The 25,303-nt window shown below is 70.4% G+C and carries 23 protein-coding genes; 15 read left to right on the top strand and 8 right to left on the bottom strand.

Annotated elements, in window-relative coordinates; translation table 11 throughout:
* Nucleotides 1-387: 387 nt before the first annotated feature.
* From ACFZAX_RS33180 to ACFZAX_RS33165, 4 genes are all read right to left on the bottom strand, one after another.
* Nucleotides 388-2,961 (bottom strand): family 78 glycoside hydrolase catalytic domain, encoded by a 2,574-nt coding sequence (locus ACFZAX_RS33180; RefSeq protein WP_390966342.1) that lies wholly within the window; start codon nt 2,959-2,961, stop codon nt 388-390.
* 75 nt (nt 2,962-3,036) lie between these two features.
* Nucleotides 3,037-3,948 carry an ABC transporter permease subunit gene (locus ACFZAX_RS33175; RefSeq protein WP_390966341.1) on the bottom strand — a complete coding sequence of 304 codons (912 nt, stop codon included), beginning with the start codon at nt 3,946-3,948 and terminating at the stop codon, nt 3,037-3,039.
* A 5-nt stretch (nt 3,949-3,953) separates the two neighbouring features.
* Nucleotides 3,954-4,838 carry an ABC transporter permease subunit gene (locus tag ACFZAX_RS33170; RefSeq protein WP_390966339.1) on the bottom strand — a complete coding sequence of 295 codons (885 nt, stop codon included), beginning with the start codon at nt 4,836-4,838 and terminating at the stop codon, nt 3,954-3,956.
* Between the two features lie 121 nt (nt 4,839-4,959).
* Entirely contained in the window at nt 4,960-6,276 is a 1,317-nt protein-coding gene (locus tag ACFZAX_RS33165) for an extracellular solute-binding protein (RefSeq protein ID WP_390966337.1), read from the bottom strand.
* 292 nt (nt 6,277-6,568) lie between these two features.
* Here ACFZAX_RS33165 and ACFZAX_RS33160 point away from each other — a divergent pair, with 292 nt between their 5' ends.
* On the top strand, nt 6,569-7,582 hold the full coding sequence (locus ACFZAX_RS33160; protein WP_390966335.1) for a substrate-binding domain-containing protein: 1,014 nt from the start codon (nt 6,569-6,571) through the stop codon (nt 7,580-7,582).
* Nucleotides 7,583-7,702: 120 nt separating this feature from the next.
* A complete protein-coding gene (locus ACFZAX_RS33155; RefSeq protein ID WP_390966333.1) occupies nt 7,703-8,698 on the top strand; it encodes a substrate-binding domain-containing protein in 996 nt (331 codons plus the stop codon).
* A gap of 201 nt (nt 8,699-8,899) precedes the next feature.
* On the opposite strand, the gene ACFZAX_RS33150 is transcribed toward ACFZAX_RS33155, so the two are convergent.
* The gene (locus ACFZAX_RS33150) at nt 8,900-9,817 is read right to left on the bottom strand and encodes a LysR family transcriptional regulator (protein ID WP_390966331.1); all 918 of its coding nucleotides are present in this window, start codon (nt 9,815-9,817) and stop codon (nt 8,900-8,902) included.
* A gap of 127 nt (nt 9,818-9,944) precedes the next feature.
* Between ACFZAX_RS33150 and ACFZAX_RS33145 the strand changes: the two genes are divergently transcribed.
* From ACFZAX_RS33145 to ACFZAX_RS33090, 12 genes are all read left to right on the top strand, one after another.
* Nucleotides 9,945-10,946, top strand: a complete 1,002-nt coding sequence (locus ACFZAX_RS33145) for a fumarylacetoacetate hydrolase family protein (RefSeq protein WP_390966329.1) — start codon at nt 9,945-9,947, stop codon at nt 10,944-10,946.
* On the top strand, nt 10,943-11,905 hold the full coding sequence (locus ACFZAX_RS33140; RefSeq protein WP_390966327.1) for a cyclase family protein: 963 nt from the start codon (nt 10,943-10,945) through the stop codon (nt 11,903-11,905). The genes ACFZAX_RS33145 and ACFZAX_RS33140 overlap by 4 nt, the downstream gene beginning before the upstream one ends.
* Nucleotides 11,906-11,929: 24 nt before the next feature.
* Nucleotides 11,930-13,060, top strand: a complete 1,131-nt coding sequence (locus ACFZAX_RS33135; RefSeq protein ID WP_390966325.1) for an FAD-dependent monooxygenase — start codon at nt 11,930-11,932, stop codon at nt 13,058-13,060.
* A gap of 17 nt (nt 13,061-13,077) precedes the next feature.
* Nucleotides 13,078-14,076 carry an amidohydrolase family protein gene (locus ACFZAX_RS33130; protein WP_390966370.1) on the top strand — a complete coding sequence of 333 codons (999 nt, stop codon included), beginning with the start codon at nt 13,078-13,080 and terminating at the stop codon, nt 14,074-14,076.
* Between the two features lie 4 nt (nt 14,077-14,080).
* Entirely contained in the window at nt 14,081-15,013 is a 933-nt protein-coding gene (locus tag ACFZAX_RS33125; RefSeq protein ID WP_390966323.1) for a VOC family protein, read from the top strand.
* A 102-nt stretch (nt 15,014-15,115) separates the two neighbouring features.
* On the top strand, nt 15,116-16,087 hold the full coding sequence (locus ACFZAX_RS33120) for a fumarylacetoacetate hydrolase family protein (protein WP_390966321.1): 972 nt from the start codon (nt 15,116-15,118) through the stop codon (nt 16,085-16,087).
* The gene (locus tag ACFZAX_RS33115) at nt 16,084-16,857 is read left to right on the top strand and encodes an SDR family oxidoreductase (protein WP_390966319.1); all 774 of its coding nucleotides are present in this window, start codon (nt 16,084-16,086) and stop codon (nt 16,855-16,857) included. The genes ACFZAX_RS33120 and ACFZAX_RS33115 overlap by 4 nt, the downstream gene beginning before the upstream one ends.
* Nucleotides 16,854-17,609: a 3-oxoacid CoA-transferase subunit A gene (locus tag ACFZAX_RS33110; RefSeq protein WP_390966317.1), complete on the top strand. Its 756-nt coding sequence runs from the start codon at nt 16,854-16,856 to the stop codon at nt 17,607-17,609. Before ACFZAX_RS33115 ends, ACFZAX_RS33110 begins: the two co-directional genes overlap by 4 nt.
* On the top strand, nt 17,609-18,259 hold the full coding sequence (locus ACFZAX_RS33105; RefSeq protein ID WP_390966315.1) for a 3-oxoacid CoA-transferase subunit B: 651 nt from the start codon (nt 17,609-17,611) through the stop codon (nt 18,257-18,259). Before ACFZAX_RS33110 ends, ACFZAX_RS33105 begins: the two co-directional genes overlap by 1 nt.
* Nucleotides 18,260-18,355: 96 nt before the next feature.
* Complete coding sequence (locus tag ACFZAX_RS33100; RefSeq protein WP_390966313.1) at nt 18,356-19,570, top strand: FAD-dependent monooxygenase; 1,215 nt, start codon at nt 18,356-18,358, stop codon at nt 19,568-19,570.
* The gene (locus ACFZAX_RS33095) at nt 19,534-20,634 is read left to right on the top strand and encodes a cupin domain-containing protein (RefSeq protein ID WP_390966311.1); all 1,101 of its coding nucleotides are present in this window, start codon (nt 19,534-19,536) and stop codon (nt 20,632-20,634) included. Before ACFZAX_RS33100 ends, ACFZAX_RS33095 begins: the two co-directional genes overlap by 37 nt.
* A gap of 57 nt (nt 20,635-20,691) precedes the next feature.
* Entirely contained in the window at nt 20,692-21,558 is an 867-nt protein-coding gene (locus ACFZAX_RS33090; protein ID WP_390966309.1) for a fumarylacetoacetate hydrolase family protein, read from the top strand.
* Nucleotides 21,559-21,927: 369 nt separating this feature from the next.
* Here ACFZAX_RS33090 and ACFZAX_RS33085 read toward each other — a convergent pair whose 3' ends face one another.
* Genes ACFZAX_RS33085 through ACFZAX_RS33075 form a run of 3 tightly spaced genes read right to left on the bottom strand, consistent with a single transcriptional unit; the run spans nt 21,928 to nt 24,193 of the window.
* On the bottom strand, nt 21,928-22,635 hold the full coding sequence (locus ACFZAX_RS33085) for a phenylalanine--tRNA ligase beta subunit-related protein (protein WP_390966307.1): 708 nt from the start codon (nt 22,633-22,635) through the stop codon (nt 21,928-21,930).
* 40 nt (nt 22,636-22,675) lie between these two features.
* The gene (locus tag ACFZAX_RS33080; protein ID WP_390966369.1) at nt 22,676-23,323 is read right to left on the bottom strand and encodes an FMN-binding negative transcriptional regulator; all 648 of its coding nucleotides are present in this window, start codon (nt 23,321-23,323) and stop codon (nt 22,676-22,678) included.
* 33 nt (nt 23,324-23,356) lie between these two features.
* Nucleotides 23,357-24,193 (bottom strand): EamA family transporter, encoded by an 837-nt coding sequence (locus ACFZAX_RS33075; RefSeq protein ID WP_390966368.1) that lies wholly within the window; start codon nt 24,191-24,193, stop codon nt 23,357-23,359.
* 121 nt (nt 24,194-24,314) lie between these two features.
* On the opposite strand from ACFZAX_RS33075, the gene ACFZAX_RS33070 reads away from it, so the two are divergent.
* Nucleotides 24,315-24,890, top strand: a complete 576-nt coding sequence (locus tag ACFZAX_RS33070) for a cupin domain-containing protein (protein ID WP_390966305.1) — start codon at nt 24,315-24,317, stop codon at nt 24,888-24,890.
* Nucleotides 24,891-25,303: the final 413 nt, after the last annotated feature.

Below are 25,303 nucleotides of genomic sequence, written 5' to 3'. Positions count from 1 at the left end.
CTCATGCCTCTTCTTTTCCGCTTCTTTCGAGACATCCCTGCCGCGTCCCACGGCAGTGGATTTCGCACGCCTCGGCGCCGACTCGTGAAGCGTTTTGCCCAACAGACCGAAAGCTATTGCCTGTTCACCTTCGGGTCAACCCTCGGAGGAGACCTCTTAAAATAAGTCGCTGACCAGCGGATACGATTTCTCTCCGGATTGAAACAGATTGAAACGGATTGAAAATTCCCATGGACGCTCGCCTGGAACCCCCCTCCATTGTCCTGCCGGATAGCAGGCATCCACCACATTGATACAGGACTCATGAACAGATACCGAAAACGCCTGGGCCGCCCGGCGCAGGAAGGGGTCGCGCCGGGCGGTCCAGGGTGGGGAGATACGTTTCGTTCAGGCGGTCGCTCCGGCGATTACGGCGGCTTCCAGGACGTGCTCACCCGGACCGAGGGAAACGGACGGGCCACCGGGCAACTCGGCGACGGCGCGGGTTCCTTCGGGAACGGTGCAGCGGGCGGTCAGGCCGGTGCCGGTCAGTTCCCAGGAGAGGGCCGCGGTTCCGTACGGGGTCTCGTGGCGGGTGCGGGCCCAGGTGATGCCTCCTCCTGGCCGCGGCCGGAAGGCGATTTCCCGGTAGCCGGGGCCCGTGGCGGTGATCCCGCCGACGACCCGGTGCAGCCAGTCCGCGACGGCGCCGAGAGCGTAGTGGTTGAAGGAGGTCATGCCGCCCGGGTTGAGGCTGCCGTCGGTTCGCAGGCTGTCCCAGCGTTCCCAGATCGTGGTCGCGCCCTGGGTCACGGTGTACAGCCATGAGGGGCACTCGGTCTGGAGCAGCAGCCGGTAGGCGACGTCCAGGTGGCCGGTGTCGGTGAGCGCGTCGCAGATCAGTGGGGTACCGACGAAGCCGGTGGCTATACGGGCGTCGTCCGCGAGAACGAGTTCGGCGAGCCGGTCCCCCGCGTCCCGGCGCTGTTCGGGGGTGAGCAGGTCGAAGACGATTGCCAGGGCGTAGGCGGTGGGGCTGTCGCTCGTCATGCGGCCGGCCGGCCGGACGTACCGGTGGCGGAAGGCTGCCGTCACCTCGGCGGCCAGGGTGGTGTACCGGTTTGAATCCGCGGTCTTCCCCAGCTCGGCCGCGGCACGTGCGAGATGACGGGTGGAGTGGGCGTAGTAGGCCGTCGCGACGAGGTAGCGGTCGGTGACGCCGGCGGCCGGGTCGTCCGGCGGTGCGGCGGGGTCGAGCCAGTCGCCCAGCTGGAAGCCGGTGTCCCACAGGCGCGTCGGGCCGGCGAGGCGCTCCACCAGGTCGACCCATTTCTTGGCCATGGGGTAGTGGCGCCGGAGGAGACCGAGGTCGCCGAAGCGCTGGTGGAGGGTCCAGGGGGTGAGTACGGCGGCGTCTCCCCAGGCCGCCCCGGGGTGGATCGGCGTCCACGTGGGAGCGCCGGGTATGACGGGCACGTACCAGGGGACGGTGCCGTCGGGGAGCTGTTCCAGGCCGACGTCGGTGAGCCACGAGTCGAGCATGCCGGCGCAGTCGTAGAGGAAGCTCGCGGTGGGTGCGAAGACCTGTATGTCGCCGGTCCAGCCGAGGCGTTCGTCGCGCTGAGGGCAGTCGGTGGGTATGTCGACGAAGTTGCCGCGCATGCTCCAGAGGACGTTCTCGTGCAGTCGGTTGACCAGGGGGTCGCTGCACTCGAACCAGCCGGTGCGGTGCATGTCCGTGTGGTGGACGCGCGCTGTGACCATGTCGGCGTTCAGTCCGCCCGGCCAGCCGGTCACTTCGGCATGGCGGAAGCCGTGGAGGGTGAAGCGCGGCTCCCAGGTGAGCGGTCCGTCGCCGGAGAGGATCAGGGTGTCGGTGGCGTACGCCTCGCGCAGCGGCCGGGTTGCCAGTGCGCCGTTCTCCAGCACTTCGGCGTGGCGCAGGACGATGGTGGTGCCGGCCGGCCCGTCGACGGTGACGCGGAGGCGGCCCACGAGGTTCTGACCGAAGTCGAGGAGGTGCCCGCCCTCGGTGGGGGTGATGGCGACCGGGGCGATCTCCTGGGTGCAGCGGACCGGTGGCCCCATCGGGGCGACCAGCGTCGCGGGGTCACGGTGCCCCGTCCGGACGGGGCTCCACGTGTCGCAGGCAGTACGTGAGGGCGAAGGTGTGCACCACTGCGGATCGTGGAGCCGGGCGTCGAAGATCTCGCCCTCGTAGAGGCCGCTGGTCAGGATCGGGCCGGGAGCGGCGTGCCAGGTTCCGTCCGTGGCGATGACGGTGACGGAGCCGTCGTCGTGCACCACTTCGAGTTGGGCGACGAGCGCCTGGTCGGTGCCGTAGATGTTGCGGGTGCCGCCGTCGAAGCCGTACTTGCCGCGGTACCAGCCGTCGCCGAGCCAGGCCCCGATGGTGTTGGCGCCCTCGGTGAGGAGGTCGGTGACGTCGTGGGTGCGGTAGCGCAGCCGGCGCGGGTAGACGGTCCATCCCGGGGCCAGTGTCTCGTCCCCGACGCGGCGACCGTTGATCTCCGCCTCGTACAGGCCGTGGGCGGTGGCGTACAGGCGGGCGTGGGCCACGGGGCGGTCGAGCCGGAAGTCCTTGCGGACCCGCGCCGGGCGGCGCTCGGCCTCCGGCTCCTCGTCCCATCCCGCGCCCACGGGCACCGCCTGCCAGTCGGTGGGCGCCAGCAGGCCGGCTTCGACGGTTCGCGGATCGCTCCATCCCGATGGCTCCGGGGCGTCCGGGGTCCAGACGCGGACCCGGACGAGCGCGCGTTCCCGGGAAGCCAGCGGCTCACCCGGCCAGGGCGCGAGCACGTGGGTGTCGACGTCGACACGCCCCGTGCGACGGACGGTGCCGGAGCGGTCGACCTCCAGTTCGTATGCCTGCTGTCGGCCGGATCCCGGTGGCAGCGTCCAGGTGAGCCGGGGGGCGGCGACTCCGATGCCGAGTCCGTCCGGCAGATGCTCGAAGGACACCGGGGAAGGCTGAGGGGGGAGCAAAGGAGGGACCTTTCTTGCACGTGCGGGAGCGGGCGTGGTGGTGGGCGGGGGTCAGCCCTTGACCGCTCCCGAGGTGAGGCCCTTCATGACCTTCTGGTTGAGGAAGAGGTAGATCAGGAGGGTGCCGAAGACGTTGATGCAGATGGCGGCGAAGAGGGGGCCGTACTGGGTGGCGCCGAAGTCGCCGGTGAAGTTGAGCAGCCCGACCTGGATGGTGCGCAGGTCCTGGTCGTTGGTGAAGGTGAGGGCGATGAGCAGGTCGTTCCAGATGAAGAAGAACTGCACCAGACCGACGGTGAGCAGGGCGTTGCGGACCAGGGGGACGCTGATGGTCCAGAAGGCGCGCAGGATGCCGGCACCGTCGACGGTGGCCGCCTCGAACAGCTCGCGCGGGACCGTGCGGTAGTAGGTGGCCATCATGAAGACGGTCAGCGGAAGGCCGGTGCCGGTGTAGGTGAGGATCAGCGGCCACAGCGTGCCGGACAGGCCGGTCTGGAAGTACACGGTGAACAGGGGCAGCAGGATCATCTGCGGCGGGATCATCATGCCCGCGAGGAAGACGAGCAGGGTGAGGCTGCGGCCCTTCCAGACCATGATCTGGAGGGCGAAGCCGGCGGCGGTGCCCAGCAGCAGCATCAGGGCGAGGGCGGGGACGACGGCGAGCAGGCTGTTCTGGACGTACAGGCCGATGTGGCCGGTGTTCCACGCCTCGCCGTAGTTGCCCCACTCCCAGGAAGTGGGCAGGCTCCAGGTGGAGTTGTTCAGGTAGTCGTCGTTGGACTTCAGCGAGGTGAGGAACATCCATATCAGCGGGTAGACCTCGACGACCAGCAGAAGTGCGACGACGGTCTTGACCCACAGGCGGCTCCCCCGGCGGCCGGCCCGGGGCCGTCGAGCCAGGTCCGGGGCGCGGGCCGAAGTTCTCGCGGGGGTCGTCTTCGGGGGTGTGTCGATGGTGGCCATGGGTCTCAGCCCTCCGTGAGGTCGCGCCGCGAGACGCGGTAGACGACCAGGCTCACCAGCAGGCTCACGACGGTCAGCAGCAGGGCGATGGTGCTGCCGTAGCCGTAGTCGCCGTAGGTGAACGACGTCTGGAACATGTACAGGGTCAGCGGGGTGGTGCCGTTGCCCGGACCGCCGTTGGTCAGGGCAACGATCGAGTCGAAGGCTTTGAGCGTTCCGTTGATGCTGAAGATCAGCGAGGACATCAGGACCGGCAGGGACAGCGGCAGCACGATGTGGCGTACGAGCCTGAGTCCGGTCGCCCCGTCGAGACGGGCCGATTCGAGGACCTCGTCCGGGATGTCGACCAGGCCGGCGAAGAGCAGCACGGCGTAGAAGCCCATGGACCGCCAGATGTCCATGGTGACCAGAACCCAGAAGGCGCTGCCCGCGCTGCCGAAGAAGTCGATCGAGTCGATGCCGACCGCGTTGAGCAGCGAGTTGACCGGGCCGGTCTGCGGGGCGACCTGGAAGAACTTCTGGAACAGCAGGCCGACGGCGACGGTGGGCAGGACGACGGGGAAGAAGACCAGGGTGCGGATGAGCGCCGAGGCCCGTCTGAGGAAGAACACGTAGAGCAGGGCCAGGAGGTAGCCGGCGACGACCTGACCGGCCGTGACGATCACCGCGTATTTCAGGGTGAACCAGAGCGCGTCCCGGACCGCCGGATCGTCGACGAGACGCGAGAAGTTGGCGACACCGTTGCCGGTGAAGCCGTCGATGGTGTTGCCCTTGGTGAAGGAGTAGCCGAGCGACCACACCATGGGGACCAGCATGATCAGCGAGTAGACGAGGAGGGCGGGACCGAGCAGGAGCGCGATCGCCCTGCGGTCACCGAGTACGCGGTGCATGGATGGTGTCCGTCTCGTTTCCGTTGGCGGGATCCGCGGCGGTGCGCGGCGGCTGGACCGTCGGGGCCGGGGCGGCTCGCACCCGATCGTGCGAGAAGGCGGGCGGGCCGCCCCGGGGAGGTCACTGGGCGGCGAGTGCGTCCTGGACGGTCCGCATGAACTGCTGGGGGCTCATGCTCCCCGAGACCAGGCTCGCGGCGTTGGTCTGGCTGATGGTGGTGGCCTTGGTGCTGAACAGGGCCTCGAACCACAGCACGTTCTGCCGGGAGGAGCTGACGGTGTCGCGGACCTGGGCGGTGACCGCGTTGGCGTCCTTCACCTCGGTGTTCACCTTGAAGCCGGTGATGGTCCCGTGGTCCTTCAGCGCCGTGGCGCCGTAGTTCCGGGTGATGCAGGAGACCCAGGCGCCGGTCTTCTCGTCGAAGGACTTCGCGGCCAGGGTGATGCCGAGGCCGACGTTGGACGGGTACTGGTCGACCGAGCCCTTGCCTCCGGCGACGGCCGGGAAGGGCATGAAGCCGACGTTCGCGGCGCCGACCTTGTTCTGTGCGGCGTCGGAGATGTTCGCCAGCGCCCAGCTGCCCATGTAGAACATGGCCGCCTTGCCGCTGAGGAACTGGTTCATCGCGGTGTCGTAGTCGATGGAGCCGACACCCTTGCCGAAGTACCCCTTCTTGCCGAGCGCGGCGACTTCGTCGGCTGCCTTCACGTATTCCGGGTCGGTCAGCTTCGCCTGCCCGTCCGCGACCTTCCGCAGCGCGTCGGGGCCGAGGCTGCGGAAGAGGTAGTCGCTGATCAGCCGGGTCAGCGGCCAGCCCTGCTGGCCGGAGGCGGAGAAGGGCTGGACGTCCTTGGACTCCAGCTTCGCGGCCGCGGACACCAGTTCGTCCCACGTGGCGGGCACGGCCAGACCGTTGTCGGCGAAGATCTTCTTGTTGTAGAAGATCCCCTCGATGTTGTACTCGTACGGCAGCACTTCCAGCTTCCCGCCGTACAGGGCCTTGATCGTCGAGACGGCGGCGGGCTCCAGCTGGTCCAGGACGCCGAGCCCCTTGAGTTTCGGCTCCAGGTCGGCGACCTTGCCGGACTTCGCGAGCTGCTGGGTGAGGGCGGGGGCGTTGCCGGCGGCGAACTGCACGGGCAGTGCGTTCTGGCCGGCCAGAAGCTGGAGCTTCTGGTCGAGGCTCGCCTGCGGGACGGTTTCCACCTTGAGCGGCAGTGCGTCGTTCGCCGGCTTGCACGCGCCCTTCGACAGCGTGGTGAGAGCAGTCTTCACGGTGGTGTTCTCGGTGACGCCGAGGTAGTCGAAGGTGCCGGGTGCGGCGGAGGAGCCGCCGCCGCTGCCGCCGCAGGCGGTGGCGAGCAGTGCCAGCGAGGCGGTACCGGCGGTGAACAGACTCAGTCGCGTACGACGGCCACGGGGCATGCGCAGAGACACGGGAACTCCCAGGTCATGGAGGAGGACGGAGCAGGACGCAGTGGTGCAAGAGCGCCAGGGCGGGGCAGGGCCCGGCAGCACGGGGAGAACTTTGTAAAACGTTCTCTACGTCGAGTGGGCAAAACCTTGCACTCCACATCAGGACCCGTCAAGACACATCCCGGTAACAGCACGGCGATACAGAAGGACTTGACAGCTACCCGGGGCTACCGTGTAGACCGTTGCACGACACGCATCAGAGAGCAGAGGTAGATCGATGGAGCGGGCCGGCGAAGCCAGGCAGAACAGACGCGTGACGATCACCGATGTGGCCCGGCACGCCGGCGTCTCCACGGCAGCCGTCTCCAAAGTGCTGCGCAACGCCTACGGCGTGAGCGGGAGCATGCGTGAGAAGGTCACGGCGGCCATCACCGAGCTCGACTACCGGCCGCACGCGGCGGCCCGCGGCATGCGCGGACGGACCTACACGATCGGCGTGCTGCTCGACAACGTGCGCAATGCCTTCTTCGCGGACATCCTCGACGGCATCCGGGACGAACTGCGCCAGACCGAATACACCGTGCTGATCGGCGCGGCCGGATTCGACCCGGAGGACCAGGCGAAGACCATCCGCTCCATGGTCGACCGCCAGATGGACGGGCTGGTCCTCATCGCCCCCGGCACCGCACGGGCCGAAGTCCTGGCCACGGCTGCGACGACTCCGACCGCGGTCATCGGCCACCACGACACGGACGACACCTACGACTCCGTCGTGGACGCCGACGACACCGGCGCCGGCCTGGTCGTCGACCATCTCGCCGCCCTCGGCCACCGCGACATCGCCCTGGTCTCCGCCCCGGGCACGAAGGCCAATCAGTGGAAGCGCACACCCGAAGTCGTGCTGCGGGACGGCTATCTGCAGGCCATGGAACGGCACGGCCTGACCGGACACGCCCGCGTCCACCACACCGCCTACTCCGACGAGGGCGGATTCAAGGCGGGAATGACCCTGCTGACCGCGGCCCACCGGCCTACCGCCGTCATGGCGGGTGCCGACGTCGCCGCCCTGGGCATCTTCCGCGCAGCCCACGAGCTGGGGCTGCGCATCCCCGAAGACCTCTCGCTCGTCGGTTACAACGACACCGCACTCGCCGCGCTCGCCCCCGTCCAGCTCACCAGCGTCGACCAGGCCGGTTACACCATGGGCTCCACCGCCGCCCGCATGCTCGTCGAACGGGTGGAGGGCCGGAGGGACCGGGCCATGCGGACCACCATGACCCCCCGGCTCGTGGTACGCACCACCACCGCTCCGCCACGGAGCCGGTAGACCGTGCACCGGCCGGCCGCCGCCACACCCGCCACGCCCCCGGCGCTCCGTCCACCGGGCCCCGGTGGAGCAAGCGCGGGGCGGGACAGCAGAGCACGCCCGCGGGTCGGCATCAAGGACGTGGCCAGGGAGGCCGGTGTCTCGCTCGGCACCGTCTCGAACGTCCTCAACCGGCCCGAGATGGTGGCTGACGCCACCCGTACACGCGTCCTGGAGGTGATCGACACGCTGGGCTACGTCCGTGCCGAGGGCGCGCGGCAACTGCGGGGATGGGCTTCGCGAGTGATCGCCCTGATGGTCCTCGACATCGTCAACCCGTTCTTCACCGCCCTCGCCGCCGGCGTGGAGCAGGCCGCCCGCGAAGCGGACCTGGGCGTCATGGTCTGCACCGGCGCCCATGATCCGGCGGAAGCGGCCCGCTACCTGTCGCTGATCACCTCCCACCAGGTCCGCGGTGCGGTGATCACCGCGGGCGAGGGCACCGACCGCACGATCGCGGCCTTCCGTCGCAACGCGGTCCCCTTCGTCGTCGCCGACCGCAGCGCACCCTGGACCGAGGCCTGTTCGGTCGGCATCGACGACGTCGCCGGGGGCTACGCAGCGGCCCGCCATCTGATCGCCCAGGGGCACCGGTCCCTCGTCTACGTCGGCGGTCCCGAGACCCTTCCGCAGGTACGGGACCGCCGCCGAGGCGCGCTGCGTGCCCTCGGCCTGGCCGGCCTGCCGGCCACCGCCCTGCTCGAAATCCCCTGCCGCACGCTCACGGTGGACGCCGGAAAGGACGCCGGACACCGCGTCCTCGGCCTTCCGCGGCGGCCGACGGCTGTCTTCTGCGCCAACGACCTGCTGGCTCTCGGCGTTCTGCAAGCGCTGTACGAGGCCGGGCTGAAGGTCCCCGAGGACATCGCCGTGGTGGGCTACGACGACATCGAGTTCGCCGCCTCCGCCGTCGTACCGCTCACTTCGGTACGCCGGCCGGCCGTCGCCATGGGCCGGCGGGCCGGCCGGCTCCTCATCGAGGACACGGCCGACGGTCTCGCTCATGAACACGCGCACATCGTCCTTCAGCCGGAACTCGTCGTGCGCCGGTCGACCATGGCGGTACCGGTTCGCTGATCCCTCCGGGTCGCGACCAACAACGCATCCGGACCACAACCGGCTGCGGGGGCGCAGGTGCGCGGTTGCGCACGACCTGGACCGATGATGCCTCGGGGACGCCCCGCTGCCCACCGGTGGCACGATCCATGTATCGGATGCCTTCCATCCAGCCGACGGATGGCCACGGTCTCTGTGCGCCGGACCTGATCCGTACCCGGCTCACGCCCCCGACTCCTCGGCCATCCGGCTGCCGACCCGGGCGGCCGTCTCCCGCAGCCAGATGTGGGCCGCGTCGTGGGTGTGCACGGGGTGCCACCACATCGCTTCCCTGAGGGGGACGGCCTCGTAGGGCGGTTCGACCACGCGTACGGCGGCCAGCGGTGCGAGGAGCCGGGCGAGGCGCGCCTGGATCAGGGCGATGCGCCGGGTCCCGCCGACCAGCAGCGGGATGGTCTGGAAGCTGTCGACGGACACCTCGACGCGGGGTTCGATACCCAGCATGCCCAACTGGCGGACGGCCGGGGCGTCGTAGGTGCGCTGGTAGGTGACCCAGGGCAGCCGGGCCAGGTCCTCCCGGGTCAGCCGGTCGTCGACGCTCGGGTGGTCCTCGGCGACGAGGAACACCCAGCGGTCCTGGTAGAGGTCGGTGGCCGGGAAGTCGCTGATCACACCGTGGGGCATGAGCAGCCCGTCAGTGGTGCTCAGCAGGGTCTCGGTGGCGTCCACCACGGTGGTCGGCGTCTGCGCGAAGCGCAGCCGGATGCCGGGGGCCTCCTGGTGCACGACCCGGGCGAGCTCGGCGCCGAAGACGGCCACCGCGTAGTCGGACGCCACCAGCTTGAACTCGCGGGTCTCCTTGGCCGGATCGAAGTGCGCCTGACTCGCGAAGAGGCGTTCCAGCAGGTCGTAGGCGGTGGATGCCCGGTCGAGGAGGACCTGGCCGAGGGCGGTGAGTTCGTAGTGGCCGCCGACGCGGGCGAGCAGGTCGTCGTCGAAGTGCCGGCGCAGGCGTGAGAGCGCGGCGCTCATGGCGGGCTGGCTGAGGCCGACGCGCTCCCCGGCCCTAGTGACGTTGCGCTCCTCCAGCAGGGCACGCAGGGCGACGACGAGATTGAGGTCGAGGCGACTCAGATTCATGGCGGTTTTCCTCGCTGTCCGGCGACGACCTGCGGCAATTTGTCAGGCGGATGCCGACCATCCACAGAATCGATTTCCGTGATCACTGGTGGCGGGTCCAGATTAGTGCCACCGCAATCAGGAGGACATGTTCGTGAAACCTGAAGTCTCGTCCGCCCTCTTCGCCGGGCCTTTCGCCCTGGCCACTCTCTCCGCCCCCGAGGGGGCACCCTTCCCCGCTCTCGTCACACCCGACGCGCAAGTGACCGACCTGCGGTCCGCCCTGGGCAACGCCGAGTTGACCGTGCGGGCCGTCCTGGAGGACTGGGACGCGGTGGAGCCGCGGCTCACCGCGCTGGCCGCCGGCGACGGTCCGCGCCGCCGGGCGCTGGCGGAATTCCGGGTACACGCACCGGTCGAGCCGCGCCAGGTCTTCCAGTCCGGGGCCAACTACCGCCGGCACGTCATCGATCTGCACGTCGCCCACCGGGCGCCGGGCGACGAGCGGCCGGAGGAGGAACGGCGCGCCGAGGCGGCGGCAATCATGGACCGACGGGCGGCCGAGGACCTGCCGTACGTCTTCATCGGTCTGCCGAGCGCGATCACCGGACCGTACGACGACGTCGTACTGCCGGCCTGGGCCGAGAAGCCCGACTGGGAGCTGGAGCTGACCGCGGTGATCGGCCGCCCCGCCCACCGGGTGTCCGTCGAGGAGGCCCTGGACCATGTTGCCGGGTACACCATCGCCAACGACCTGACCGACCGGGCGACCGTCTTCCGCCGGGACATGCCCCAGATCGGCACGGACTGGCTGCGCAGCAAGAACGCCCCGGGCTTCACCCCGCTCGGCCCCTGGATCGTCCCCGCCACCTCGGTCGCCGACACCGACGACCTGCGCCTTGTCCTGAAGCTCAACGGCGAGACCATGCAGGACGAGTCGACCAAGGACATGATCTTCGACGTCGCGCGCATGGTGTCCTACGCCTCCCAGTCGGCCCGCCTCCTGCCTGGCGACCTGGTCCTCACCGGCTCCCCCGCCGGCAACGGCATGCACTGGGGCCGACTGCTGCGCGACGGCGACGTCATGGACGGCTCCATCACCGGACTCGGCGCCCAGCGCACCCGTTGTGTGGCGGAGGAAGCCCGGTGACCCCCGACCGCACCGACCCCGAGGGCTCGATCGCACGGGCCGCGAAAGCGTGCTCCAACTGGAACCGCTGGGGCGAGGACGACGTACTGGGCACCCTCAACTTCCTCGACGAGGCGAAGCGCCGGGAGGGCGCCGCGCTGGTCCGGCGGGGCGTCAGCTTCTCCCTCTCCCAGCGCTTCGACATCGACGGCCCGCAGAAGGGCTGGCGGCGGCGCACCAACCCGGTCCACACCATGCTGGACACCGGCACCGACGCGGCCCTCGGCAACCAGGGCCTGCCGCACGGTATCGGCGGCGCCGACGACGTGATCGCCATGCCGCTGCAGTGCTCCACGCAGTGGGACGGACTGGGGCACATCTTCGACCACGGCAAGGCGTGGAACGGACGCCCGGCCGAGCAGGTCGTCACCTCCGACGGCGACCTGGTCACCGGCATCGAGCACATGGCCCCGCACGTCGCCGGGCGTGGGGTGCTCCTCGATGTCGGCCGGGTCGTCGGCGAGGACGACGAGCTGCCCGACGGATTCGCGATCACCGAGGAGCACCTGGTGGCGACGGCCCGGGCGCACGGCGTGACCGTGGAACGCGGAGACATCGTGCTGGTACGCACCGGGCAGCTGAGCCGGGTACGCCGCAACGGCTGGGGCGAGTACGCCGGAGGGCCCGCACCGGGCCTGTCGTTCACCACGGCCGGCTGGCTCCACCGCACCGAGATCGCCGCGATCGCCACCGACACCTGGGGCTTCGAGGTCCGCCCGAACGAGTTCGAGCACGCCTTCCAGCCGCTGCACCAGGTCGCCATCCCGAACATCGGCCTGCTCATCGGCGAGATGTGGGACCTCGACGCCCTCGCCGAGGACTGCGCGGCCGACGGCGGGTACGCCTTCTGGCTCACCGCCGCGCCGCTGCCCATCACCGGTGCCGTCGGCTCGCCGGTCAACCCGATAGCCGTCAAGTAACACCGAGGAACAGAGGAGTTCCCCATGCCCCCATCCCGCACGGTCCTCGTGATCGGCGGCGGCGCGGCCGGCAACGCCGTGACGATCCTGCTGCGCCGCGCCGGGTACGCCGTGGACCTCGTCGAGGCCAAGGCCGACTGGAACGCGACCGCCGGCTCCGGCATCACCCTCCAGGGCAACGCCCTGCGCGTCCTGCGCGAACTGGGCGTCTGGAAGCAGGTGGAGGCATCCGGTTTCGGCTTCGGCTCGGTCGGCATCACCGCTCCCGACGGCACGGTCCTGCACGCCCAGGACGACCTGCGCACCGGCGGCGACGACCTGCCCGCCACCGTCGGCATGCAGCGGCCCCTGCTCCAGCGGATCCTCATCGACGCGGTGCGCGCCAGTGGCGCGACGGTGCGTCTCGGCACCACCGCCGAGATCCTGAGCCAGGACGCGCACAGCGTCTCCGTACGGCTCTCCGACGGCTCCGAACACCGCTACGACCTGGTGATCGCCGCCGACGGTCTCGGTTCCAGCACCCGAGCCGCCATCGGCATCACCGTCCGGCCGGAGCCCACCGGCATGGCCATCTGGCGCGTCGCCGCCCCGCGCCCGGCCGGCGTCACCCGTACCGACCTCGCCTACGGCGGCCCTGCCTACATCGCCGGCTACTGCCCCACCAGCGACACGACGCTGTACGCGTACGTGGTGGAGGCCAACCGCGACCGCGCCGGGATACCGCCCGAGTCGTACGCGGACGAGATGCGACGCCTGACCCGGCACTACGGCGGGTTCTGGCCGGAGATCACCGAGCACGTCACCGACCCGGCGAAGGTCAACTACACCTGGTTCGACCGCATGCTGGTCGAGGGCTCCTGGCACCGCGGCCGGGTCGTCCTGGTCGGCGACGCCGCGCACTGCTGCCCGCCCACCCTCGCCCAGGGCGCCGCCCTCTCGCTGGAGGACGCGTGGGTGCTCGCCCAGATGCTGACCGGGGCCGACGACTGGGACGACGCGTTGTTCCAGGCGTACTACGAGCGGCGGATCGTCCGCGTCCGCCCCGTCGTCGAGGCATCCGTCCGCATCGGGCAGTGGCAGCTCGACGGTGCACGCGACGCCGACGTGCCCGGTCTGATGGCCCGCACCATGACCATGCTCCGGGAACTGCCGTGACCGCGCCGCAAGTCCGGTTGGCCGCTCCCACGGTCGACGTGCACGCCCACGTCCTGCTGCCTGGGATCGAGGCGCTGGTGGAGGGGCGGCCGGGGCTGGCCGGAGCGCGGGCGCTGGACGCCCGCCGCAACGGCCCGGCGGCCCTCGCCGTGAGCGGTCCCATGGTCCGCGAGCGCTTCCCCCGCCTGACCGACGTCACCGTACGGCTGGCGGCGATGGACGCGCAGGGTGTCGACGTCCAGCTGGTCAGCCCCTCCCCCTCGCATTACCACTACTGGGCGGACGAGGAGACGGCCGGGGAGGTTTTCCGGCTGGCCAACGAGGCCACCGCGAAGCACTGTTCGGCCGCGCCGGCCCGCTTGCGCGGACTGGGCCTCGTACCGCTCCAGCACCCGCAGCTCACCGTCGACGCCCTCGACCACGCTCTCGCGCAGGGCCTCCTCGGCGTCGAGATCTCCAGCCACGCGCCCGGCCGCGAACTCTCCGACCCGGCCTACGAACCCTTCTGGACCCGGGCCGAGGAGACGGGCGCGATCGTCTTCCTGCACCCCTTCGGCTGCACCCTCGACGAGCGCCTCGACCAGTGGTATCTGTCCAACACGGTCGGCCAGCCCACCGAGAACGCCGTCGCGCTCTCGCACCTGATCTTCTCCGGGGTACTCGACCGGCACCCCGGACTGAAGCTGGTCGCGGCCCACGGCGGCGGCTACCTGCCCACCCACATCGGCCGCTCCGACCACGCATGGTCCGCCCGGTCCGACGCGGGAGCCGGCTGCGCCCACCCGCCCAGCAGCTATCTGAAGCGGCTGTACTTCGACTCCCTCGTCCACGACCCCCGTGTACTGCGGGAACTGGTCCGCGTCGCCGGGGCCGACCGGGTCCTGCTCGGCTCGGACTTCCCCTTCGACATGGGATCCGAGGACCCGGTCGGCGCCCTGCGCGCCGCCGACCTGCCCGAGGCCGACTTCCACGCGATCCGCGGCCGCAACGCGGCCTCCCTCCTCCGGACGGACTGACACCATGCGCCTGCTCACCCACCTGAGGCACGTCGACCTCGCCGTGCCCGACTACGACAAGCAGCTCGACTTCTACGCGGGCGTCTGGGGACTGACCAAGGTCGCCGAGGATTCCGGCATCTCCTTCCTCGCCGCCGAGGGCTCCCCCGAGCAGTACGTCGTGCGGCTGCGCAAGGCCGACGAGAAGCGACTCGACCTCGTCTCCTACGGCGCCGCGTCCGCCGCCGACGTGGACACCCTGGCGGAGCGGCTCCTCGCCGGAGGCGTGCGGTTGGTCTCCCGTCCGGGCAAGGTCGACACCCCGGGCGGTGGATACGGCTTCCGCTTCTTCGACGTCGACGGCCGCACCATCGAGGTGTCCGCCGACGTCGCCGTGCGGCGCCACCGGAAGATCGAGGAGAAGGAGGCCATCCCGGTCAAGCTCTCGCACGTCGTGCTCAACTCACCGGACCTGAACCGCACCCGCGCGTGGTACGAGCGCCATCTCGGCTTCGCCCTCTCCGACACCCTCAGCTCCCCGCACATGGGCGAGGTGATGCACTTCATGCGGATCAGCAACCAGCACCACTCCATGGCCATCGCCCAGGGGCCGCACACCGCCCTGCACCACGTCTCCTTCGAGATGCGCGGCATCGACGAGTACATGCGCGGCTCCGGCCGTGTCATGCGCGCCGGCTTCAAGAAGGTCTGGGGCCCCGGCCGGCACATGGCCGGCGACAACACCTTCACCTACTTCCTCGACCCGCACGGCAACACCGTCGAGTACACCACCGAGCTGGAGTGCCTGGACGAGGACACCTGGCACCCGCACGTGTACGACTTCTCCCGGCCCGAGGTCACCGACCAGTGGGGCACCGCCAACGCCATGAACGAGCTGGTCGCCAAGGAGTCCTTCAACGATCCCGACCGCGGCGTCTTCATCGCTCCCCCGGTCTGATCCTTCTCGCCGAGTCCGGGTGCCTCGGGGGCGCGGGCCACGGCCCCCGCCCCCGAGGCGCGCCCCCCTTCCCGCCCGACCACACTCCGCCGGAGCCGCACCATGCGTTTCGCCACGTACGAACATCAGGAGCACCGCCGGGTGGCGGTCGTGGAAGAGGACGGCACCCTCTTCCCCCTGCCCGGGGTCACCTCGCTCACCGCTCTGATCCGGGAGACCTCCGGGCTCCCCGCGCTGCTCACCGCCGGATCGACGGCCCTGGACGGGCCGGCCGGCCCGCACGTCTCCCAGGTCCGGCCGCTTCCCCCGCTCCAGCCCGCTTCGGTGCGGGACTTCGTGACCTTCGAGGAGCACGTGGAGGGGGTGCGCCGGTCCGTGGAAGGCGTCGGCGGCGTCCCCGAACAGTGGTACGCGGCCCCGACCTTCTACTTCACCAATCCACACGCGATCCAGGGCCACCGCGACGACATCCCCGTACCGCCCGGCTCGTCCGTCCTGGACTTCGAGCTGGAGGTCGGAGCCGTCATCGGCCGCGAGGGCCGTGACCTGACGCCCCGTCAGGCCCGTGATCACATCATCGGCTACACCGTCTTCAACGACTGGTCCGCACGCGACCTCCAGAGCGCCGAGATGAAGGTCGGCCTCGGCCCCTGCAAGGGCAAGGACACCGCCACCACCCTGGGTCCGTACCTCGTCACCGCCGACGAGCTGGAGCCCCACCGCGACGCGGACGGCTTCCTGCGGCTGGCCATGCGCGCGGAGATCAACGGCCGGGTGGTCGGCGAGGACCTGCTGTCCCACATGAGCTGGACCTTCGAGGAGATGACCGCCTACGCCTCCCGCGGCACCCGGGTCGTCCCGGGCGACGTCCTCGGCTCCGGTACCTGCGGCAACGGCGGCTGCCTCGCCGAACTCTGGGGCCGGCGCGGCGAACAGTCCCCACCGCCGCTGAAGCCCGGTGACACCGTCACGCTCACCGTCGAGGGCCTCGGCGTCCTCACCAACACCGTCGTCGCCGGCACCGACCCCGTCCCCCTCCCCACCGGGCGCCGCCGCCTCCGGGAGCGGCCGTGACCGACCCACGCTCCAAGAGGCTGCTCGGAAAGGTCGTCGTCGTCACCGGCGCGGCCCGCGGACAGGGCGCCGCCGAAGCCCGGCTGCTCACCCTGGAAGGGGCCCGCGTCATCCCCACCGACGTGGCCGGCGCACCCGGCTGCCGACGCCTCGACGTCACCAGCGAGAGGGACTGGGCCGAACTCGCGGACGAACTGCGGGAGTCGTACGGGCAGGTGCACGGCCTGGTCAACAACGCCGGCATCACCTGGCGGGCCCGGCTCGGCGACGTGCACCCGGCGGACATGGCCCGCGTCCACGCGGTCAACGTCACCGGTCCGCTCCTCGGCATGCAGTACGTGACGCCGCTCATGCGCCCCGGCGCCTCGATCGTCAACGTCGGTTCGTCCGCTGCCCTCACCGCTCACTACCCGGTCGCCTACACGACCAGCAAGTGGGCACTGCGCGGCCTGTCGAAGACCGCCGCCCTGGAGCTCGGACCGCTTGGTATCCGCGTCAACACGATCCACCCCGGTTACATCGAGACCGGGATGACCGCCTCGGCCGCACCCGCGTTCCGCGAGGTGAACGTCCGCGAGACGCCACTGGGCCGCACGGGCACCGTCGGCGAGGTCGCGCCGCTGGTGGCGTTCCTGCTGTCCGACGACGCGTCGTTCATCACCGGTGCGGAGATTTCGGTGGACGGCGGCATGACCGCGCACGGCGCCGTCAAGTCCGTCTCCGACGCCCTGCGCGAGGCCCCCAACCCGAAAGGCACCACGCACCCATGAACAAGGTCCGCCCCGACGCCGCCGAAGCGGTCGCCGACATCCCCGACGGTGCCTCGCTCGCCGTCGGCGGCTTCGGCCTCAGCGGCGTACCCGAAACCCTGATTCGCGCCCTGTACGACCGGGGCACGACCGGTCTGAACGTCGTCTCCAACAACTGCGGTGTCGACGGCCGCGGTCTGGGCATCCTGCTCGCCGCCGGCCGCATAGCCCGCGTCACCGGCTCCTACGTCGGCGAGAACAAGGAGTTCGCCCGCCAGTACCTCGGCGGTGAACTGGAGGTCGAACTCACCCCGCAGGGCACCCTCGCGGAACGGCTGCGCGCGGGTGGTGCGGGCATCCCCGCCTTCTACACCCCGGCCGGAGTCGGCACCCAGGTGGCGAACGGCGGCCTGCCCTGGCGGTACGCGGCCGACGGCACGGTGGCCGTGGCCTCCCCGCCCAAGGAGACCCGCGACTTCGCGGGCCGCGCCCACGTCCTGGAGCACGGCATCACCACTGATTTCTCCCTCGTACGGGCCTGGCGCGGCGACCGCCACGGCAACCTGCTCTTCCGCCGTGCCGCCGCCAACTTCAATCCCCTCGCCGCCATGGCCGGCCGCGTCACCGTCGCCGAGGTCGAGGAGCTCGTCGAACCGGGCGCACTCCACCCCGAGGACGTCCACCTGCCCGGCATCTACGTCCAGCGGATCGTGGCCCTCACCGCCGAGCAGGCCGCCGACAAGCAGATCGAGAAGAGGACGGTACGCGTCTGATGGCCTGGACCCGCGACCAGATGGCCGCCCGCGCCGCCGCCGAACTCACCGACGGCTCCTACGTCAACCTCGGCATCGGCCTGCCCACTCTCCTTCCGGGCCATCTCCCGCCCGGCGTCCACGTCGTCCTGCACTCCGAGAACGGCATCCTCGGCACCGGCCCCTACCCCGTGGAGAGCGAGGTCGACCCCGACCTGGTCAACGCCGGCAAGGAGACCGTCACCGTGCTGCCGGGAGCCTCCTTCTTCGACTCCGCACTCTCCTTCGGCATGATCCGCGGGGGCCACATCGACACCGCGGTACTGGGCGCCATGCAGGTGTCCGAACGCGGTGACCTCGCCAACTGGATGATCCCGGGAAAGATGGTCAAGGGCATGGGCGGCGCGATGGACCTCGTCCACGGGGCCCGCCGCGTCATCGTCCTCATGGAACACACCGCCAAGGACGGCACTCCCAAGATCCTCGGCGAGTGCACGCTCCCCCTCACCGGCGAACGGTGCGTCCACCGGATCATCACCGACCTCGGGGTCCTCGACGTCACCCCCGACGGGCTCGCCCTGGTCGAGACCGCCCCAGGCGTCACCGTCGAGGACATCACCGCCCGGACCGACACCGCCGTGCGCGTGGACAGCGTCTCCGCGGTCTGCTGAGCACTGAGGCACCGCCGTCCCTCCGGGACCTGTGGCAACCCACCACCGATGGACCCACCGCACGACAGAACCCCGATGCTCCCTCACGGAGGCCAGATGCCCGTCACCTCTTCCCCACTCCACATCGCCGTAGTCGGCGGCGGCATCGGCGGACTGGCAGCCGCGCTGGCGACCGCCCGCGCCGGCCACCGCGTGACTCTCGTGGAACGAGCCACCCGCTTCGGCGAGATAGGCGCCGGCCTGCAACTCGCCCCGAACGCCTCCCTCGCCCTCGACGAACTCGGCGTACTCGCCGCCGTACGGCACGCCGCTGTGGCACCACCCCGGCTGGTGATGATGGACGCCCTCACCGGACACGAGGTCACCGCCCTCGACCTCCGCGGCGCGGCCTACTCCGACCGCTTCGCGCACCCCTACCTCGTCACCCACCGGACCGACCTGCACACCGCGCTGCTGACCGCCTGCCAGGAGCATCCGGGCGTCACCTTGCGCACAGGGCACACCGTCACCGAGGCGGAACAGAACGGCTTCGGCGTCCACCTGACCTTCGCCGAGAGCCACGCGAAACTGAGCGCCGACGCGGTGGTCGCGGCCGACGGACTGCACTCCCGCCTGCGCCAGTCGTTGGTGAACGACGGAGAACCGGTCTGTTCACGGTACGTCGCCTTCCGCGGCGCCCTCCCCACCGGGAGGATGACCGGCCCGATGTCCCGACACGCCGCGTCGGAAGCGGTGATGGTCTGGGCCGGGCCGCGCATGCACCTGGTGCAGTACCCCGTACGCCGCGGTGAGCTCTACAACCAGGTCGCCGTCTTCGAGAGCGACCACTACAGCCCGGTCTCCGACGACTGGGGCACCGAAGCCGAACTCGAGGAGCGCTTCGCCGGCACCTGCCAGGCCGTGCGGGACGCCTTGCCCCTCATCTCACGCGACCGGCGGTGGCCGCTCTACGACCGCGCCCCGATCGACACCTGGGTGCACGGACGTATCGTCCTCCTCGGCGACGCCGCACACCCCATGCTCCAGTACCTCGCGCAGGGCGCGTGCCAGGCACTGGAGGACGCGGTGGCGCTCGGACAGGCTCTCGGCCGATGCTCGGACCCTGCTGAGGCCTTCGCCGCGTACGCGGACCGGCGCCGCGAACGGGCGGCGCTCATTCAGACCAATGCCCGCCGTTTCGGGGAGATCTGCCACCTGGAAGGCATGGGCGCCACGCTGCGCAACATGCTCCTCTCGGCACGCGGCCCCGAGGCGTTCGACGACATCTCCTGGGTGTGGACACCCACCCCCGCATCTGCTCCCGCCCGGTGAACGGGCTCGCCGAGGAGGACACCGTGATGACCGACAACAACGCCTACGAGGCCCTGGAGAGCCTGGGAGCCGCCCCGTTGTGGCGCTTCTACGGCAATCTCTTCCCCGCACAGCCCAAGAGCCGTGCCGTGCCCCACCGCTGGAGCTGGCGGGAACTGCGGCCGCATCTGTTGCACTTCTCCGAGACGCTATCGCTGGACGAGGCGGAACGAAGGGTGCTCATGCTGGTGAACCCCGGCCTGACCGATCCACCCGCCACCGTCAACACCCTGTACGCGGGACTGCAGATCATCCTGCCCGGCGAGACCGCCCAGGCGCACCGCCACACGTCCAACGCCTTCCGCTTCATCCTGGAGGGCAGCGGTGCGTGGACGACGGTCAACGGCGAGCGTGTCTTCATGTCGCCGGGCGACCTGCTGCTCACTCCCGGCTGGCACTGGCACGACCACACGCACGAGGGCGACGCTCCGATGATCTGGCTCGACGCCCTCGACTACCCCCTCGTCAACGCCCTGGAGGCGGGCTTCTACGAGAAGTACCCGCAGCGCCTCCAGCCCGTGACCCGCCCGGACGACGCCGGCACAAGGCAATTCCTGCACGGTCGGCTGAACCCGGTCTGGCTCACCCAGGACGGGCCCAACTCCCCTGTGTCCCGCTACACATGGGACGAGACCCGACGTGCTCTGGAGGGGATCTCCGACACCGCGGCGGGCAGCGACGTCGACGGCATCGTCCTCGAGTACACCAACCCGTGGACGGGCGGCCCCGTCATGCCGACCATCGGCTGCCGCATCCAGCGGCTGCGCCCGGGCTTCCAGGGAGCCGGGTACCGGCACACCGCCTCCACCATCTTCACCGTGGTCCGCGGTGAGGGCACCACGATCGTGGACGGCGAGCGGTTGGAGTGGTCCGGGAACGACACCTTCGCCGTGCCGGGCTGGGCGTCCTACCGGCACCTCAACCACTCCGCCTCCGACGACGCCGTCCTGTTCTCCTACAGCGACGAGCCCGTCATGCGCTCCCTCGGCCTGTACCGCGCGGAGGACGCCGACCCCGGCGCCTGAACCGCACCCCACCCGGACATCCCGTATCCGTATCCCGCAATCCGCAAGGAGGTCCAGATGCGTCTGGCCCTGTTCAACGACGGGCGACTCGGAGTCGTCGACGGCGACGACCTCGTCGACGTGACCGAGCAACTCGTCGGTACCGGCACGCCCGGCCCGGCCGGAGCGCTGCACCGGTACATCGAGACCACGGCCGGTGGGGGAGCTGCCCTGCTGGATCTCTCCGGCCTCACGCGCGTTCCCTTGGCCGAGGCTGTCCTGGAGGCGCCGTTGCCCCGTCCCGGCAAGATCATCGGGGCGCCGGTCAACTACCTGGACCACAAGGCCGAGATGGAGTACACCACCTCCATCTCCGACCTGGGTGTATTCCTCAAGGCCAACTCGTCGGTCATCGGGCCGGGCCAGGACGTCCTCCTGCCCTACACGGACAAGCGCACCGACCAGGAAGGCGAGCTGGGCGTCGTCATCGGCCGCACCGCCGGCCACGTCGACGCCGCCGACGCGCTGGACCACGTCTTCGGCTACACCTGCGTCCTGGACATCACTGTGCGATCCGGCGAGGACCGTTCCACACGCAAGTCGTTCGACACGTTCACGCCGATCGGGCCGTGGATCGTCACCGCCGACGAGATACCGGACCCGGACTGCCTCGACCTGCGCTGCGACGTCGGCGGTGTCACCCGGCAGCGGACGAACACCAAGGATTTGATCTTCGGCGTCCGCGAACTGATCGCCTACACGTCGTCCGTCATGACCCTCCATCCTGGTGACGTGATCGCGACCGGCACACCGGCCGGCGTGGGGCCGCTCAGCCACGGTGACACGATCGTCCTGGACATCGAACAGGTGGGCCGTCTGGAAGTGGGCGTCGACGGGACCCTGGCCGTCCCCTACGAGCGACGCCCCGGGCGTCGGGCGCGCTGACAGCGACACGTCCTTCGAGGTGGTGCGGGTACTCCCGGAACCCCGGGGCCACCGACTTCCTGACCCGCACCACCTCACACGCACTCGTCCGGGGAGCGCCGGCGCGGAGCAGCGCGGCAGGAAGCCCCCGAGCGGCAGGGATCGCGGCCCCTGCCGTTCGAAGTGCACGCCTGGACCGGTTCCTCGACGCCTTCGCGCACCTCGACGCCTTCGCGCACCTCGACGACGGCACCACCCGGACGAAGGGCGCGATCCGGACGCGCTGGAGCTGGACGGGGACGATGACAGCGGTGGCCAGGAGCGAGGGCCAGGGCCCGAAACGAGGTGCTGTTCAGCATGCGCTGCCACTGGGATGCCAGGGGCGTGGCGTCAGAGGGTGACCTGCGGGTGGGCGGGGCTCAGGTAGTGGACGGTGCTCCGGGAGGAGTGGTCGGTGAGGAGAACCTGCAATTCGGCGGCGGCGGCGGTCAGGAGGTGGTCGTCGCGGGTGGCGTTCAGGGTTTCGAGGACGAAGGCGACGTGGGTGGAGTCTTCGGTGACGCGGGTGCGGTGGGCGTCGCGGTGGTTCCAGTGGCGGGTCAGGACGTCGGTGGTGTCGGTGTAGATGATCTCGCCGGGCCTGGGGTTCTCTACGGTGTCGGGTTCGCCGAGCGGGGTGAAGGTCTCGGTGCCTTCGGCGTAGCGGATCTCGACGTCGCCGGTGACGTGGCCGAGGTCGAAGGCGCCGGCGGGCAGGCCGTGGCGGACGGAGACGGCGTTGTAGGAGTCGACGGCCGGGTTGATGCGGGGCAGGGTGCCCTTCTTCGCCAGACGGCGGCCGAGGGCGTCGACGCTGGGCCGGATGCGGCGGGGGTTGGTACCGAAGGAGCGGTAGGCGGTGTGCCATGCCTCGATGCGCGGGTCACTCTCGTCGGCCGGGACCCAGGTGCCGGAGGCGAGATCACGCTCCACGTCCTCCATGGCGGCGGCGGTGTGGGGCCAGGTCTCGCGGCCGTTCAGGCCGGTGGCGGTGACGACGGCGATGAGGGTGTCGGGGAAGGCGTCGGCGACGGCGGGGGTGATGCGGAAGGCGGTCATCGTGGGAGCAGTTCCGTTCGGTGAGCGGGCCGGGGGATGGTCAGGGCTTCCAGGTGCCGATGCGGTCGAGGCGGCGGAGCTGCTGGGCCGCGGTGAGTGCGTCCAGGGCGGTGCCGCGTTCGGCGAGCCGGCGGGCGGTGTCGGTGCGCTGTCCGGCGGGTTTGGGGTCGTCGTACGTGAACGTGGCGCGGACCTCAGTGACGTCGAGGCGCAGGCCGCGGATGCCGGGCAGCATCCGCCCGTAGGGGGGTTGGTCCCTTTCGATGGGGGCGTGGTCGCCGTCGGACTGGAAGTGGGCCATCTGGCGGCGCAGCAGTTCGGCCTTGGCCTCGGGTTCGTCGACGGCGGTGGCCTGGCAGGTGAACTGGACGGCGGCGTAGTAGCTGGTGGGGACGCCGTCGGTGGGCGGGACGTCGTGCTCGGCGCGCCAGGGTCCGGGGATGAAGGCGTAGTCACCGGTGATGGTGAAGGTGACGTTCGGATCGGCCTCGATCATCTTCCAGACGGGGTTGGGGCGGGCGAGATGAATCAGCAGGGCGGTGCCGTCGACCGTGAAGTGGGTGGGCACGGTGCTCAGTGCGTGTCCGAGCATGCCGTTGACGCTGAGGATGCCGAAGTCGTGGCCGTCCGCGATCCAGGTGCGCCATTCGGCGTCGTCCAGGGCGGCGTCCCAGGGCTGAATGAATATGGCCGTGCTCCTTCCAGAGGTACGGGGGCGGGGTCAGGTGAGGGCGAGGAGGCTGACGGCGACGGCGGCGGTGCCCAGCCCGATCAGCTGGCCGCGGTGGACGCGTTCGGCCAGGACACTGCGGGCGAGCAGGACGGTGCCGGCCGGGTACAGGGCGGTGATCACGGCGACGACGGCGAGGTCGCCGCTGCGGGCGGCGAGCAGGAACAGCAGGTTGGCCACCGAGTCCAGCGCACCGGCCGCCGCCGAGATCCCGTACGCGGGCCTCTCCGCGCCCAGGCGCCGGAACATCACGCCGGCGGCGACCAGGGTGACGGCGGCGGAGACGGCACGGCCGACGATCAGCGGACCCACGCCGCTGTCGGAGGGCGCCTGGTGCAGGAAGATCAGTTGCAGGGCGATCGCGGCCCCGGCGCCGAGGGCGAGCAGCAGCGCGGTGCGCGAGGGACGGGCCTGCTTCGCGCCGTGTCCGGCGCTGACCAGCACCACGGCGGCCAGCGCCAGCGGCAGGCCGACCAGCCCGGGCAGACCCAGGCGCTCGCCCTGCACCAACCCCACGCCGACCGGCAGCATCGCCGACACCAGCGCGGTGACTGGGGACAGCACGTTCATCGGGCCGATCGCCAGGGTCTTGTAGAGCAGCGCGAACGCGGCGGCCGATGCCACGCCGGAGGCCGCGCCCCAGGCGAGGGTGGCCGGCGCGAAGGAGGCGCCGAGGAAGGGCCACAGCAGCAGCTCGACGGTGAGCGACGCCGGGGCCGCGATCATCACGGTGCGCAGGACGTGGGTCGTGCGGGCACCCAGACCGCCGAGGAAGTCGGCACATCCGTAGGCCAGAGAACTGCCCAGGGCCAGCAGCAGAGCGATCACAGGTGACACATCCCTTACTATCAATGGAACGACTACACCGTACAACGCACCGACCGAGGGTCGTCAACCGACCGACCGCACAGGCCAGTGCAGTGACCGAACCGCCTGAAGGGGTGACGTGATGGCCGAAACCGAGGCGGCACTGCGAACGCTCGCGCACAACGTCCGCGCGGCCCGCACCCGCGCCGGGCTGTCCCTGGATGAACTCGGCCGCCGCGCCAAGGTCAGCAAGGGCGCCCTCGTCGCCCTGGAGAAAGCGCAGGGCAACCCGAACTTCGCCACGCTGGTCCGCCTCGCCGACACCCTCGGCATCTCCGTCTCGGCCCTGATGGAAGGCCGCCCCGAACAGCGGGTGCGGGTAGTGGACGCCGACAGCGTCATGCCCCTGTGGAAGGGCGAGCACGGCAGCGAGGCCCGGCTCATGCTGACCACCGGCGGACCGGCGGCCACCGAAGTCTGGCGCTGGACCCTGGAGCCGGGCGAGGAATACCCCAGCCACCCCCACCAGGCCGGTGTGACCGAGACCGTCAGTGTCACCGTCGGCGAGATGGTCCTCGTCGTCGACGGCACCGAATACCCCGTCGCCGCCGGACAGACCGCCACCTTCGACGCCGACACCACCCACGCCTACCGCGGTTCAGGCGCCGAGGCTTGCCATCTGATCATGACCGTCCACCTGCCCCCGGGGCCCGGGTAGCGTCCCGATGGCCCCGGCCGGCCGGACGACATCCGGCTCCCCGGCCGGCCGGACGACATCCGGCTCCCCTGTCGGCGAACGAAGGACACCTACACCTGGGCCGGTCCCCTGTGGAAGGTCACCGACCGCAACGACGGCGTCATCACCGTCGCCTGTGTCACCAGCCGCCGTCGTCGTTCGGAGCGACTCCACGTGGGCCCGGTTCCCGGCATCCAGACAGCAGACGGAGACCGCCATCACCTGACCACCGGCCAGGAACGTCGGCAAGAGGTCAGCGGCGATGGAACCCCGACGCACAGCCCGAACACGGGACTTGACTACTGAGGTTTAACTCGTGGTGTCGTCAGTCGGTTCTGATGGTCAGGCCGGTCTCGGTGAGGCAGCCGTCGATGAGGTTGCTGCGGTACTGGATG

This window comes from Streptomyces sp. NPDC008125 (genome assembly GCF_042957125.1).
In the GTDB taxonomy this organism is placed as follows: Bacteria; Actinomycetota; Actinomycetes; order Streptomycetales; family Streptomycetaceae; genus Streptomyces.
Note: the sequence above shows the minus strand (reverse complement) of the source record. Positions and strands in the feature narration are given on the sequence as shown.